General features: G+C 66.6%; 17 protein-coding genes. All 17 read left to right on the top strand.

Features of this window, described 5'->3' with window-relative positions:
• The first annotated feature begins 80 nt into the window (after window positions 1-80).
• Window positions 81-614, top strand: a complete 534-nt coding sequence (locus P2T65_RS20380; RefSeq protein ID WP_276200588.1) for a hypothetical protein — start codon at window positions 81-83, stop codon at window positions 612-614.
• Between the two features lie 374 nt (window positions 615-988).
• On the top strand, window positions 989-1,528 hold the full coding sequence (locus tag P2T65_RS20375; protein WP_276200587.1) for a hypothetical protein: 540 nt from the start codon (window positions 989-991) through the stop codon (window positions 1,526-1,528).
• Between the two features lie 298 nt (window positions 1,529-1,826).
• Window positions 1,827-2,354 (top strand): hypothetical protein, encoded by a 528-nt coding sequence (locus tag P2T65_RS20370; protein WP_276200586.1) that lies wholly within the window; start codon window positions 1,827-1,829, stop codon window positions 2,352-2,354.
• Window positions 2,254-4,269 (top strand): terminase gpA endonuclease subunit, encoded by a 2,016-nt coding sequence (locus P2T65_RS20365; protein ID WP_276200585.1) that lies wholly within the window; start codon window positions 2,254-2,256, stop codon window positions 4,267-4,269. Before P2T65_RS20370 ends, P2T65_RS20365 begins: the two co-directional genes overlap by 101 nt.
• Window positions 4,270-4,278: 9 nt before the next feature.
• A complete protein-coding gene (locus P2T65_RS20360) occupies window positions 4,279-5,859 on the top strand; it encodes a phage portal protein (RefSeq protein WP_276200584.1) in 1,581 nt (526 codons plus the stop codon).
• A complete protein-coding gene (locus P2T65_RS20355) occupies window positions 5,856-6,143 on the top strand; it encodes a hypothetical protein (RefSeq protein WP_276200583.1) in 288 nt (95 codons plus the stop codon). Before P2T65_RS20360 ends, P2T65_RS20355 begins: the two co-directional genes overlap by 4 nt.
• Window positions 6,144-6,156: 13 nt before the next feature.
• Window positions 6,157-7,443, top strand: coding sequence for a S49 family peptidase (locus P2T65_RS20350; protein WP_276200582.1), 1,287 nt, complete (start codon window positions 6,157-6,159; stop codon window positions 7,441-7,443).
• Between the two features lie 43 nt (window positions 7,444-7,486).
• Entirely contained in the window at window positions 7,487-8,152 is a 666-nt protein-coding gene (locus P2T65_RS20345; RefSeq protein WP_276200581.1) for a head decoration protein, read from the top strand.
• A 36-nt stretch (window positions 8,153-8,188) separates the two neighbouring features.
• On the top strand, window positions 8,189-9,205 hold the full coding sequence (locus P2T65_RS20340) for a major capsid protein (protein WP_276200580.1): 1,017 nt from the start codon (window positions 8,189-8,191) through the stop codon (window positions 9,203-9,205).
• Window positions 9,206-9,209: 4 nt separating this feature from the next.
• On the top strand, window positions 9,210-9,623 hold the full coding sequence (locus P2T65_RS20335; protein WP_276200579.1) for a hypothetical protein: 414 nt from the start codon (window positions 9,210-9,212) through the stop codon (window positions 9,621-9,623).
• Window positions 9,620-10,408, top strand: a complete 789-nt coding sequence (locus P2T65_RS20330; protein ID WP_276200578.1) for a hypothetical protein — start codon at window positions 9,620-9,622, stop codon at window positions 10,406-10,408. Before P2T65_RS20335 ends, P2T65_RS20330 begins: the two co-directional genes overlap by 4 nt.
• Entirely contained in the window at window positions 10,405-10,893 is a 489-nt protein-coding gene (locus P2T65_RS20325) for a phage baseplate assembly protein V (RefSeq protein WP_276200577.1), read from the top strand. The genes P2T65_RS20330 and P2T65_RS20325 overlap by 4 nt, the downstream gene beginning before the upstream one ends.
• 9 nt (window positions 10,894-10,902) lie before the next feature.
• Window positions 10,903-11,169 carry a PAAR domain-containing protein gene (locus P2T65_RS20320; protein WP_276200576.1) on the top strand — a complete coding sequence of 89 codons (267 nt, stop codon included), beginning with the start codon at window positions 10,903-10,905 and terminating at the stop codon, window positions 11,167-11,169.
• A 7-nt stretch (window positions 11,170-11,176) separates the two neighbouring features.
• Window positions 11,177-11,368 (top strand): hypothetical protein, encoded by a 192-nt coding sequence (locus P2T65_RS20315; RefSeq protein ID WP_276200575.1) that lies wholly within the window; start codon window positions 11,177-11,179, stop codon window positions 11,366-11,368.
• Between the two features lie 5 nt (window positions 11,369-11,373).
• Complete coding sequence (locus P2T65_RS20310; protein WP_276200574.1) at window positions 11,374-11,778, top strand: GPW/gp25 family protein; 405 nt, start codon at window positions 11,374-11,376, stop codon at window positions 11,776-11,778.
• Complete coding sequence (locus tag P2T65_RS20305) at window positions 11,771-12,628, top strand: baseplate J/gp47 family protein (protein WP_276200573.1); 858 nt, start codon at window positions 11,771-11,773, stop codon at window positions 12,626-12,628. Before P2T65_RS20310 ends, P2T65_RS20305 begins: the two co-directional genes overlap by 8 nt.
• The gene (locus P2T65_RS20300) at window positions 12,628-13,740 is read left to right on the top strand and encodes a phage tail protein (RefSeq protein ID WP_276200572.1); all 1,113 of its coding nucleotides are present in this window, start codon (window positions 12,628-12,630) and stop codon (window positions 13,738-13,740) included. The genes P2T65_RS20305 and P2T65_RS20300 overlap by 1 nt, the downstream gene beginning before the upstream one ends.
• The last annotated feature ends 76 nt before the right edge of the window (window positions 13,741-13,816 follow it).

Below are 13,816 nucleotides of genomic sequence, written 5' to 3'. Positions count from 1 at the left end.
CCCTCGGAACGCGCCCGCCTGTCCCTGCGCGAGCCGTCGCTTGTCCCTTGTCATCGCGCCTCTGTCCCTGAGAAAGGACGATGATGTCCCCCAAGCCGCGCGCCGACACGATCGACCTCGACGAGCTCAAGGTGAACAACCTCGAGCGGCCCCTCGACGAGCGCGGGCCCCCGCGTCCGGGCACGAAGGAATGGCTGGCCTGGCGCCTGCAGCAGGCGTTCCTCACCCTTGATGCTCTGCCAGACAGCGCACGGCCGCGCGGCTTCGGCCGCGCCATGCCAGCCTATGTCCACGATGCACTCGACCTCTGGTATCAGCGCATGCAGGCAGACGACGAGCGGCGCCAGAATGACGAGCATCGCAATCGCGTTCGGCTACGGCCGAGTGCCGTAGCCATCAGCGAGATGCACGAGGCCTTCGACTGGCTCGCGCGCCTTCGCCGCGCTGAGCCGGGTGCAGCCACAGTGTTGCAGGCGTGGGCTCTCGCAACCGCAAGGCGGTACAACCTGCGGCGCCTCTGTCGCAACCGCCAGTGGTCCTATTCGGGGTTTCACCGCAAGCGCGAACGAGGCCTAACCCTATTGCTGGACCTCATCAATTTTGAACGCCCTTGACCCGCTTGCGCGGTGTCACGAGTTTTCCGGGCGTCCGCGAAAAAACTGTCATGTTTTTAAAGGCTTATGGATCGCGTGACACTGGTCGCGCGCGATGCAACCGGCTCAAGTGCAAGCTACGCTTGGCATTGAGCCGATGTCACAGCGCCCCCGCGAATGTCACACCTCCCTTCCTTGACAAGTGAGACCAGACCCCCCGATTTTTCGTCGCGCGTTCTCCCCACACTTGCGCCTTTCACGCGCGGCCACCTGGAGCGACGCTCCCAGTCTCACCGTCACGACATGAGCGAGCCACAAGGCGAGCGCTCGCTCGGTCACGACGTCTCCGGTGAAGAACGCTGAGAACGACGCCGCGCGAGGCAACCGGAGGTCTCATGACGACGTCTCGCGTCATCATCGTCGGCGACAAGGTTGCAGAGCGCTTCGGGCAGCATCTCAAATTCGTTGCCGAGAAGGACGCCAGGCGCATCTTCATGCGCGCGCTCAATCGAGGCGGCGATCAGGCCCGCACGCAAGTCCGTCGCTCCCTCGTCCGGCAGACCGGCATCGTCTACGGAAAAATCAGGCAGGCCGTCACGGAAGACCGTGCGACGCCGAACAATCTCGCCTACTCGCTCATCGCAGTCGGCGAGGAAACGAACCTCTCGCTCTTCGGAGCACGGCAGGGCAAGCGCGGCGTCTCGGCCGCGCCCTGGCGCATGCGTCGTGTCTTCAAGGGCACATTCATCGTGCCGACCTATGGCGGGCGCGTATTCAAGAGGACAACCAATGAGCGCGGGCCTTTGGAGGCGCTTTTTGGACCGAACATCGCAAGGGAGATGATGCGGTCACCGACCATCAACGAATGGGATCAGGTCGGCCCCTTCGTCCTCAATCGCGTCGAGCATGAGCTGATGCGGCTCTTCAATCGCTGATGCATCCATCAGGTTGCATCGATGAAGGCAGAGCAACCAGAAATGCATCGGGGGCACAGAAGGCCAGAGAAGCCCGGAGACGGGCGCCATGCCCACAGGGCCACCTACCCTGCGGCCCGCCCCGCCGCGGGGCTTCTCTGCCTTCCGCAGGCCGACCACGGCCCCCTCGGTTAGGTACCTTTTGGGGGGTGCACGGCCTGCGCCATCGCCGCGGCCCCAAATTCGCGCATGTTTGAAGTTTCGCAAACCGCACTTCGCTTCGCTCGGCAGGGTCAATGCGTTGACGCAAGGATGCATGATGCAGAAGGCTTCCGAGCAGGCGGATGCGGGCGAGGGCGTGCTCGCCGAGATGATCTCGACCAGGGGGGCGACGCACCTCCTCATGCTGACGGAGGCGCGTCTGCGGCAGCTCGCCGGGATGGGCTATTTCCCAAAGGCGGTGAAGGGGAAATACCCCCTCGGCGCCGTCGTTCAAGGCTACATCCGCTTCCTCAAGGACGAGGAGCGGCGGACATCGAAAGTCCAGGCCGACAGCGGCCTCAAGGCCGCGCGGCAGCGCGAGGTTGAACTCCGCATCGCTGAGCGCGAGGGCCGTCTCGTCGAAATGGCCGATGTAGAGGCAGTTGTCACGCACATCTTCGGAAAGCTGCGGGCCGAGCTTGATGGCGTCCCAGCATCCGTCACGCGCGATCGCGCCATGCGCGAGGCGATAGCACAGGGCATCCATGGGGGCTTTGCTCGATCCGAAAAGGCGTTCCGAGAAGCAAGCGAGGCTCTTCGATCTGGCCGCGATCCACTCGGAACCGCGGAAGAGGACGACGCCTGATGCTTGGGGCGCCGACAATCGCGTCTACCCGCCGACATCCGGCAAGCCGGGACGGCGCGATCCATATCTGACACCCTACGTCGTCCCCTTCGAGCGCGGCTTCGATGATCCGCGGTATCGCCGCGTCGTCATGGTGACCGCGGCACAGTCCGGGAAGACCGAGGCATTCCTCGACATCATCGGGGAGCGCTGTGACACTCGACCGGTTCCGATCCTTTACGTGGGCCCTAGCCGGGATTTTCTGACCGATCAGTTTGAGCCGCGGCTGATGGCGCTTTTCGACGAGGCCGCGAAGCTCAAGTCGAAGGTCGCGCGCGGAAAGCGGATGAAGAAGACGCTGAAGCGCGTTGCGGGCGTCACTGTTCGCCTCGCGCATGCCGGATCTTCCTCAGCGCTCAAGTCGGACCCGGCCGGCCTGGCGCTCGTCGACGAGTACGACGAGATGCTCGCCAACATCAAAGGGCAGGGCGACCCGCTCGGCCTCGTGGAAGCGCGCGGCATCACCTATGCCGACTTCGTGACCGGGATCACTTCGACGCCGTCGCAAGGAATGGTGGACGTGGAGACCGATCCAGAAAGCGGCCTCGAGTTCTGGAAGACGGTCCCTTCCGAGGACGTGCCCTCTGCCATCTGGAGGCTGTGGCAGGAGGGGACGCGCTATCACTGGGCATGGCAGTGCCCGCACTGCGCCGGCTGGTTCATCCCGCGCTTCAAGCTTCTTCACTGGCCCAAGACGGCCACGCCGGCGCAAGCGAGGCGCGAGGCGGTCTTGATCTGTCCGCGCAATGGCTGCGCCATCACGAACGATCAGAAGGCGGGGATGAACGAGCGTGGCGTCTACGTGGCGCCAGGTCAGACGATCGACGAGAATGGCGTTGTCCGCGGCGATCCGCCCGACACGTCGACGCTATCCTTCTGGGTCTCGGGGCTCGCCTCGCCATTCGTGTCCTTCGGTCAGCGCGCCGAGGCCTATCTGACGGCCTTCGCCTCAGGTGAGCAAGACAAGATCCAGACGGCGATCAATGCCGGCTTCGGCGAGGTCTTCACGCCGGGCGGCGGCGATGTTCCGGAATGGCAGGAAGTCGCCCGCCTCAAGGCGCCCTATGCGCCACGGTCGCTGCAGTCTTCGCTCCTCGAAAGCGTGGCCTTCCTCACGGCCGGCGTCGACGTGCAGAAGAACCGGCTTCCGTTCGTGATCCGCGCATGGGGGCCGCGGGCGACGTCCTGGCTGATCGATGCCGGCGAGCTTTGGGGCGACACCGCGCTGCCCGACGTGTGGAACGACCTCGCGGACTTGCTGACGCAGGATATCGACGGCCTGCCGATCAAGCTCGCCTTCGTCGACAGCGGCTTCCGGCCGGGCAAGAAGTTCTCGGTGCCTGAGCACCGCGTCTATGCCTTCGCGCGACGCTTCTCGCGCTTCGTCTTCCCGACGAAGGGCTATGCGCGGCAGGCGCGGCCGATCATTCGCTCGCAAATCGAGGTCAAGCCGGACGGCAAGACGGCGAAGTATGGGCTCAATCTCTTCCGTCTCGACACGGACCACTGGAAGAGCTGGGTCCATGAGCATTTGCGCTATCCGCCGGACAGTCTCGGCGCTTGGTATCTCCATGAGGAGACGCCGGACGAGTATTGCCAGCAGATCGTGAGTGAGGCGCGCGTGACGTCACCAACCGGACAGCCGGTTTGGGTGCAGCGCTCGCGCGAGAACCACTTCCTTGATTGCGAAGCGCTGGCCGCTGCCGCGGCCTTCCAGCTCAATGCGCATCGCCTCGGGCCGAATGCTCGCCGGCGCAGCGAGGACGAAGGGGAGCTCAAAATCCCGGTCCCCGATGCGAACGGCACGCCGCCGGCAGCACCGCCGGCTTCCAAATTCGACCGCTTCGCGGACCTCGCGGCGCGGTTCAATCGATAGGACGGATCGATGGGAGTTCTTGCCCGCACGGCAGACCTCGTGCGCTCGCTCGGGCGCCGCGGCGATGCCATGCCGCCGTCATCGCCCGGCATGTCGGCACAGTATTTCCGCACGCCGACGACCGGCAGCGGCGCCGCCCTCTTCGCCTGGCGCCCGGCCCTGCGCGACGCGCGCGACGACGTGCGCTCGGCCTATCTCGAAGCGGCGGCGCGGGCGATCGATACGCTGCACAATTCGGGATGGATCGCCGGCGCGGTCGAGCAGTCGATCGTCAGCACGATCGGCGTTGGGCTGCGCCTTTCGGCGATGCCTGACCGCAAGGCGCTGGGATGGTCGGACGAACAGGCCGAGGATTGGATCGATACCGTCGAGCGGCGGTGGATCATGTGGTCTGAGAGCCCGGTCGAATGCGACGCGGCCGGGACGCACACGATCGGCCAACTGACGGCGCAGGTCCTACGCTCGCATTTCGCCTATGGCGAAGCGCTCGTGCTCCTGCCGGCCATTGATCGCCCGATCTCGCTGACGCGAACGAAGGTTCAGATTGTTCCGCCGCATCGGCTCGTGCAGGACAGCGATGACCTTTCGCGCCTCTATCAGGGCGTGCGGATCGACGACTTTGGTCTGCCGCTCGCCTATCGGATCAAGCGCGACCGGCTCATCAATGACACTGTCGACATCGCGGCCCGCGATGGCGCGGGCCGGCCGCAGGTCATCCACGTCTTCGAAGGCGCCGCGGGGCAGGTCCGCGGGATCACGCCGCTCGCGCCCGTCCTGCGCGTCGTCCGGCAGTTCGACCAGCTCGCCGACGCGACGCTGACCGCCGCGCTCATCCAGGCGATCTTTGCCGCGACGATCGAGAGCGAGGCGCCGACCGAGCAGATGCTTCAAGCGCTTCAGGATCAGGACGAGCAGGGCACGTCCGGCGACATCTTCGATTTCTTCGGCGCCAAGGAGGCTTGGTATCGCTCGACGAAGATCGACCTCGGCGTCGTCGGCCGGATCGCCCATCTCTTCCCCGGCGAGGCGCTGAAGTTCAACCGCTCCGAGCACCCAAACGACACCTATGAGGCGTTCGCGAAATTCCTTCTTCGAGAAATCGCGCGCTGCCTCGGGATGACCTTCGAGACGCTGACCGGCGACTATACCGGCGCGACCTATTCGTCGGTGCGCATGGCGACGGCCGAAATCTGGCCGATCATCCTCGCCCGGCGCGCCAATGTCTGCGGTCGCTTCCTTCAGCACGTCTATGAGGCGTGGCTTGAGGAGGAGATCGAGGCCGGCAGGATCGAGTTTCCGGGCGGCCTGATGGGCTTCCTCGCCAATCGCCCCGCCGCGGTCGCCGCAGATTGGCGCGGCCCTGCCAAGCCGCAGGCCGACGACCTCAAGGCCGCGAAGGCGCATCAGACCTACAAGGAGCTTGGCGTTGTCTCCGACGAAATGATCTGCGCCGACCTCGGCGTCGATTGGGAGGACGTCTATGAGCAGCGCGCGCGCGAAATGGCGAAGCGCAAAAAGCTCGGCCTCCCCGAAGGCAACACGCTGGCCCCCGACCCGGTCGGCGATAAGCTCGTTACGGAGGACGCATGAGCGATATCGAGGACATCGATCCGAGCGATCCGTGCGCCCTCGCCGATGCGCTGCGCAAGGCATATCTCACCCGCCTGACCGGCGGCGGCAACCAGCGCGTCCGCTTCCGCGCTGGCGATAACGAGCAAGAGGTCTGGACGCATCCCGGCGGATCGCTCGCCGAGCTGCGCGCCGCGTGGTGGGCCGCCGAGGACGAATGCCGGGCATTGCAGGGCTTGCCGCCCAGGCAGCGGCGCTTTGCCGTGACCGCCGGCTCGCGCCGGCGCTCGCTCAATCCGCTCTGAGGGGACAGCATCGATGCCGAACCACACGCGCGCCCTGCTGGCGGCGATCGCGGAGCCGTGGGCGATCACGGCCGAAGGGCTCGATCTCATCGTCGAGGTCGCCGCGCGGGACAACGAGGTCTCCATCGAGGCGCTTGAGGCGTACCGCGCGCGGCACACGCCCAGGGCCGAGCGCATGACGCAGCGCGGCAGCGTCGCGATCATCGACGCGCGTGGCCCGATGTTCCGCTATGCGAACATCTTCACGGCGATCTCGGGCGCGACGTCCTACGACGTCATGCGCCGCGATCTTCAGGTCGCGCTTGACGACCCGTCGATCCGTGCTGTCGTGCTCAATCTCGATACGCCGGGCGGGACCGTCAGCGGCGCCGACGAGTTGGCGAAAGCGATCTTCGATGCGCGCTCGCGCAAGCCGATTGTCGCCTATGCCGGCGGGACCGCGGCGTCGGCCGGCTATTGGCTCGCGTCTCAGGCGAGCGAGATCGTCATCAGCGAGACAGCCGTTCTCGGGTCGATCGGTGTCCGCGCTGTTCTGACCGACACGGCCGAGGCTGATCGCAAGGCCGGCAAGGTCGAGTTCATTTCCTCCCGCGCTCCCGGAAAGCGCACCGACCTCGCGTCGGACGAGGGGCGCGCGCGCATCCAGCGCACCATCGACGCGATGGAGGACGTCTTTATCGCCGCAGTCGCGAAGGGCCGCGGCGTCAAGACCGATGACGTCGTCGCGCGCTTCGGCCGCGGCGACGTTCTCGTCGGGGCGGCGGCTGTCGCCGCCGGCATGGCCGACAGGCTCGGTTCCTTTGAGCAGGTCGTCGCCGAATTGGCCGAGGGGCGCTCCCCGAAGCCGCCCACAAGCAAAAGGACCATCAGCATGACGGACATTCCGAAGGCGGAACATGAGGCCGCCGTCGCCGCCGCGCGAAAGGAAGGCGACGCCGAGGGCCGCAAGGCAGGCGCCCTGGCCGAGCGCGACCGGATCAAGGCGATCATGGCGCTCGACGAAGCCAAGGGCCGTGAAGCTTCGGCCCAGCACATCGCGCTGACGACCGACCTTTCGGCCGAGGTCGCGAAGGGCATCCTCGCCGGCCTGCCGGCGGCGAGCGCTGCCGAGCCCAAGACCGACGCCCCCAAGGCGCCGGAAGCGGCGGCGGCCGGCCCGCGCGCCAAGGACGCGCCGGGCGGCCTCGTCACCGCCAATCCCGCGGACGCCGCGCCCCCGGCTGCGCCGGACAAGGCCAAGGCGTTCTGGAAGGACGCGATCAGCGCCATGAACGGGAACGTCAAGGGCGCGGCTCACTGAGCCCTGCCCTCTCTTCTCACCAGCCCCCTGACGGAGGTTCACAATGCCCGTCTTTTACGAAGCCCGTCACGCGGGCGAATTCATCCTGACCGAGGCGAACGGCCGTCGCTCGCGCGAGAACCTGACGATCGCCGAAAATCAGGAGTTCCAGGCCGGAACGATCCTCGCGCTGATCGCCGTCCCCGATGCCGTCACGGCTTCGGTCTCGGCTGTCCATGGGAATACCGGCGACGGTGCCCTGTCGCTCGCCGATCCTGCCGTCTCGGCCAAGGCGAAGAACGGCGATTATCGCGTCGTCTGCATCGAGGCGGCGGCCGGCGGCGGAAAGTTCAAGGTCGAAGACCCGAGCGGCGTTGGCATCGGCACCGCGACGGTGGGCACGGCCTTCAACCGCGAGGTCAAATTCACCATCGCCGCTGGATCGACTGACTTCGTCGTCGGCGACGCATTCACGATCACGGTTGGCGTCGAGGCCGGCGACTATCAGGCCGTCGCCTACGACCCGGAGGGCGCCGATGGCGGCGAGGTCGCCGGCGCGATCGCGATCTATGGCGCCAAGACCGGCGCTGGCGAGACGGTGAAAATCGCCGGCCTCGTCCGCGACTGCGAGGTCAACGGCCACATCCTCGCCTGGCCGGAAGGCATCACGGCCGAAAAGAAGGCCGCCGCCATCGCCGCCCTCGCCGAGGCCGGCATCATCGTCCGCTGACGTCCAACGTCACGGCAGTAGCAGGAGACCCGACAGATGTTGGACATCTTCAATGACGATGCGTTTTCGGTCACGAACCTGACCGATGCCATCAACGAAATCTCGTTCGTGCCCGGACGCATCGGGCAGATGGGGCTCTTCGAGGTCAACAGCGTCGACACCACGACGATCGCGATCGAGAAGAAGGGCGATATTCTCGTCCTCGTGCCCCCGACGCCCCGCGGCGGCCCAGGCACGACGGTCGACAAGGAAAAGCGCGACCTGCGCTCGCTCATCATCCCGCACTTCGAGATCAACGACGCGATCTATGCGGAGGAGGTCCAGAACGTGCGCGCCTTCGGCCAGGAGCGGGCGCTTCAGACCGTCATTCAGAAGGTCGCGCAGCGCCAGCGCACGCACGTCAACAGCATGTCGGCGACGGAAGAGTTCGCCCGCATCGGCGCGGTCAAGGGCGTCGTGACCTATGCGGACGGCTCGACGCTGAACCTCTTTCAGGAGTTCGGCGTGACGCAGGAACCCGAGATCGACTTCGATCTCGACAATGCGAGCCCGGCCGGCGGCGCGCTGCGCAAGAAGTGCGCCGGCGTGATCCGGCAGATGGCCGGCATCCTCGGCGGCATCCCCTTCAGCGGCCTTCATGCCTTCTGCGGTGATGCCTTCTTTGACGACCTGATCGCGCACAAGGAAGTCCGCGACACCTACATGAACTGGCAGGCCGCGCAGGAGTTGCGGCAGTCCTACGTCTCGGGCGGGATGAGCTATGGCGCCTTCCCCTTCGGCGGCATCATGTGGGAGAACTATCGCGGCAAGGTCGGCAATCAGGACTTCATCGAGCCCGACAAGTGCCACATCTTCCCGACCGGCGTTCCGGGCCTCTTCAAGACGGTCTACGCGCCGGCCGATTACGAGGAGACGGTCAACACCATGGGCCGCCGCCTCTACTCGCGCCAGTACCCGATGCCGAACGGGAAGGGCCGCAATCTCGATGTGCAGACGAACGCGCTTCAGTATTGCACGCGGCCCAAGACGCTCCTGAAGGGCAAGCGGACCTGACGCCGTGCGCTTCGGCAGCAACATCGCGGCGACCGCCTTCAGGGCGGTCGCACGCACCTTCAGCGAGCCGATCAGGATCGAGCCGCTGGTTTCGAGCGAATATGCCGAAGCCGCGCCCGATCCCGCTCGCACTATCGTCCTGACGCGCGCGACCGTCGCGTTGACGCCCACTGTCGACGGGCTCGAAGGCCGCCGGCGGGGCAGCGACATGCAGGGCGTGACGACCCTTGCGCAGCGAAAGGCGATGATCTGGTTTCCGCCGGCGGTCTATTCGTCCATCGGCTATGAGCTGCGCGCCGGGGATCGAGTTGTCCTCGTCGATCGCCCAGGCCTGCCGCGGTACCTCTTCTCCCGAGAGCCGGTCTCTTCCGATCGCGGCGACGTTGCGGCCTACCTCGTGATTGAGGCTGATGCATGAGCCTGACGTCCCTCGCCATCCGCCTCGCGACGATCCGGGCGCTGAAGGGCCGGACGCTCGCCGGCGACAACGTCTTCGACAGCACGATCAAGGCGCTCGATGCGCTCGCGCCCGAGGCGACGACGCCCTTCATCATCGTCACGACGGATGACGATCAGTTCGCGATTGAGGGGCGCGACCTGCTCGCCGGAGACCATCGGCTTGAGCTGGTCATCGAGATTGCGACGGCAAAGAAGCTCGCCGTTGAGGATGGGCCCGACGTCCTGACGATCCCGGCCTCGGATGCCGGCCTCGAGGCGTCGTTGAATATACTGGGCTGGCAGATCGCCCGCGCGCTTGCGGCGGACGGCGGCGAGTGGAGCGACCTTTGGCGCTCGATCGTCGTCAAGGTCCATTCGATCGCGAGCCGGCGCGGCGCGGATGAGACGAATGGCGTCCGCTATGCGGCTCGGCAGTTCATCTACACGGTCGACCATATCGCCGAGCCCCTGCCCGGCACAGCGCCGCACGAGGGCGACGCCTGGGCGCGGATCATCGCCGCGCTGAAGGCTGACCCGGAATTCGGCTCGATCGGCCGGATCGTCGAGGCCGAGATCGTATCGAATGAGCTTCAACCGTGGGAGCGCGTCCGTGCTGCGCTCGGCCTCGCCGACGACGAAGCCACGTGGATCAGCGACCGCCCCTTCGAAGACGGCGCGCCGCTTGCGGCACTCGACTTGACCGATGGCTTCACGATCGACGCTCAAACAGCGGCCGACGCGGACGGCCCCGAGGAGACGCCATGACGCTGAGCGATCTTCTGGCGGAGTTGCTGCGGCGTATCGCCGAGGTGGAGCGCCGGCAGGATGGCCTCGTCAAGCGAGGCCGCGTTGCCGAGGTCGACCCGGCCGCCGGGAAAGTCCGCTTGCGCCTCAATGAAGAGAGCGCGGCCGAACCCTTCCTGTCGCCGTGGGTGCCCTATGCGCAGATGGCGGGCGCGCTCAAGGTTCATTCGCCGCCGAGTGTCGGCCAGCAGATGACGGTCATCAGTGAGACCGGCGACTTTCAGCAAGGGCTCGCGGTCCCCATGACATGGTCGGATCGCAACCCTGCGCCGAGCGACAAGGGAAACGAGCACGTCGGAACATTCGGGCAGTTCCGTTTCGAGCTGCGCGAGGGCGAGCTGATCGTGAAGGTGCCCCGCATCCTGATCGAATGTGATGGCTCGACCTTCGAGTTGACCGGCGCGGGCCTCAAGATGCAGGCGCCCGACTACCAGTTCGACAACTGAGGTATCCCGATGCCTGGGATTGCTCTCGTCGGCATCGATGTCGCTGGCGGCGTCCAGCTTGGCTTGCAGGTGCCATGGTTCAAGATCAACGGCTCGCCGGCCGTCGTCGTCGGCGACCGCGTCGCGCCGCATGGCGAGCCGCCGCATTCGCCCATGCCCGTCATGGTGCAGGGCACATCGACATTCCGCATCGGCGGCATCCCGGCCTGCCGGCAGGGGCACCTTGCCTCCTGCGGCCACGCCACGTCCGGGCGTCCCTTCTTCCGCATCCCGTGAGGGCACCATGAAAGAGCGCAAGCTGTACGAAGTCACGGATCGTGCCGGGCCGTGGGTGGCCGGGCAGCGCCGGCCGGTAGACGGCCGGTTGTGGCTGACCGACAGCCAGGCCGCCTACGAGTTGCGCCTCGGCACAATCCGGCCCTATGTCCCGCCGGCGCCGCCCCGCCGCGGGCGCAAGCCGAATGCGAAGGGCTGATATCGATGTCGACCGGCGTCGGCATGAACCGCTACACGGGCGCGCGCCTCGACGGCTGGCCGCATGTCGCGCAATCGCTGGGGGATATCTTCACAACCCGTTTCGGCGAGCGCGTCATGCGCCGCTACTACGGGAGCCTTGTCCCGCGGCTGCTCGGCGAAAACATGGTCCCCGAGACGTTCGTCCGCTTCTTTGCTGCGGTTGGCGTCGCGCTCGAGCAGGAACCGCGCGTTCGCCTCATCCAGGTCACGCCCCTTTCCGTCGCGCGCAACGGGCGCGCGGGCGTGCGCATGGAGCTTGAGTATCGGCCGCGTGGGCACCTCGGGGACTTCACGCCGGCCGGGCGCAAGCGCGTGGCCCTGAGCGGCACCGGGCCGCGCTATGACGTGATGGACGAGGGCGATGTCTGACTGGACTTTCTTCGACCTTTCGAGCTTCCCGCCGCCCGAGGCGATCGAGGAGCTCGACTTCGAGGCGCTTTTCGGCATCGCCAAGGCCGACATGATCGCGCGCATGCCTGAGATTGCGCCGATCATCGCGCTGGAAAGCGAGCCGGCGACGAAGCTCCTTCAGGTCCATGCCTATGTCGAGATGCTTGTCCGGGCGCGGATCAACGATGCGATCCGCGCGAACCTGCTCGCCTATGCGACGGGCTCGGACCTCGATCATCTCGCGGTCTTCTACGACGTTATCCGCCTCGTTGGTGAGAGCGATGATGCGTTTCGGCGTCGCGTGATCCTCGCCATTCAAGGGCGGTCGACGGGCGGCACGGTGCCCCGCTATCGCAGCGTCGCGCTCGGCGCATCGGTCCGCGTCGCTGACGCTGTCGTCTATCGCATCGGAAACGATCCGACGGTTTATGTCGCCGTCTATGCGACGGATAACGACGGTGTCGCGGATGCTTCGCTCCTCGCGCAGGTCGAGGCCGCTTTGAACGACCCGGCGGTCCGCATGGTCAACGACACCATCGTCGTGCAAAGCGCGGTCTTCGAGGTTGTCAATCTCGAGGCGAACGTCTGGCTCCTGCCCGAGGCGCCTAACGCGCTTCTCGAGGTCCTGCCAGACACGCTGCGAGCGAGCTGGGGTGCGGAAACGGGCCTTGGCTTCGACCTGACCCGCGCCTGGCTGACCGCCCGCCTCATGGTCCCGGGTATCCAGCGCGTCGAGATCGTCACCCCGTGGGCGGACGTGATCGCGCCGCCCGAGCGCGCTATCAGCCTTGGGGCCATCGTCCTCAACAACATGGGCCGTGACTACTGATGGTGGCGGCATCGGCTCTCCTCCCGCCTGCGTCAACGAAGCTCGAGCGCGCCTATGCGGATGCGACCGACCTCTTCGCCCGCACTCACGACGCCGTGTCGTCGATGCGGGGCATCAAGTTGCGAAATCCCCCGCCGAGCTGGCTGCCCTTTCTCGTCTACGAGTATGGGCTCGGTGAGCTGACGCCCTATGTGCCGAACCTCTACGACCTCATTGACGAGGGCATCCGATGGCAGCGGGTGCGCGGCACGCCCGCATCGATCTTTCGGGCGCTCGGCTGGCTCGGATACAGCGCGGCTCTCGACGAGGCGCCGCCGCGCCGGCGCTTCTGGAACGTGCTGCAGATCGCGCTCGAGCGGGTGCGGGACGACGAAGCGGACCTTATCCGTATCGACGGCGTCACCACGCTCTCCCTGCCGAAGCGCTCCACGTTCTGGCGCGGCTATCACGGCTATGACGTCCGGGCACTGGAATGGGGCCGCACGCGCTGGGGGCAGACGCTCTGGAGCGCCTATTCGGGCGTTCGCATCCCGCAATCGGACGTCAAATGGTCGTTCGGCCGGCCCTACGACATCGACCACGCCATGACCCAGGCCGAGCTGCAGGCGCTCGGCGTCTGGATCGAGCCGACCGGCGAGGTCGAACTGGGCTGGGACGATATCCCATGGCCCGATGCGCCCTGGACCTCGGACGCCGAACACGCACGCTCCGTCGCCATGCTGGCGGCCGTACCGGCCGGAACCGCCTGGGCCGTATTCCGCGACGCGGACGGCGCCGTCATCGGCTATCGCCGCGCGCGCGCTCGCTGGCCCGTGCGGCCGGCACCCGGCGGCATCTATGCCATCGGCAGCAACCGATATGCAGTCGAGCTTTCCGGTGCCACGCGCCTCTATATCGAGGCCATGACCGATTTCGGCGACGGCTTTGGCTCGACGGCATTCAGCGTCGGCTTCGTTCTCTCGGCTGTCCCCGCGGCCGGCTTTGCGCCCGGCGCCCGGTGGCTGCCGGCAGGCGGCATCGTCCCGGCCGGGCCGGTGGTCGCCGAAACCCCTGTCTCCATCGAATTCGGCCGCACCGTGCGCGAGCGCGTGCGGGCCGTCCTGCGCTTCTGAGGAGCGACCATGTCCCACGAGCATCCTTCCGGTGTCCCCGGCGCCTACGACAGGTCGGCGGACCATCCCGATTGGG

The organism is Chelatococcus sp. XZ-Ab1 (assembly GCF_029309855.1).
Taxonomy (GTDB): domain Bacteria; phylum Pseudomonadota; class Alphaproteobacteria; order Rhizobiales; family Beijerinckiaceae; genus Chelatococcus_A; species Chelatococcus_A sambhunathii.
This window is presented reverse-complemented; position numbering and strand designations above follow the sequence as displayed.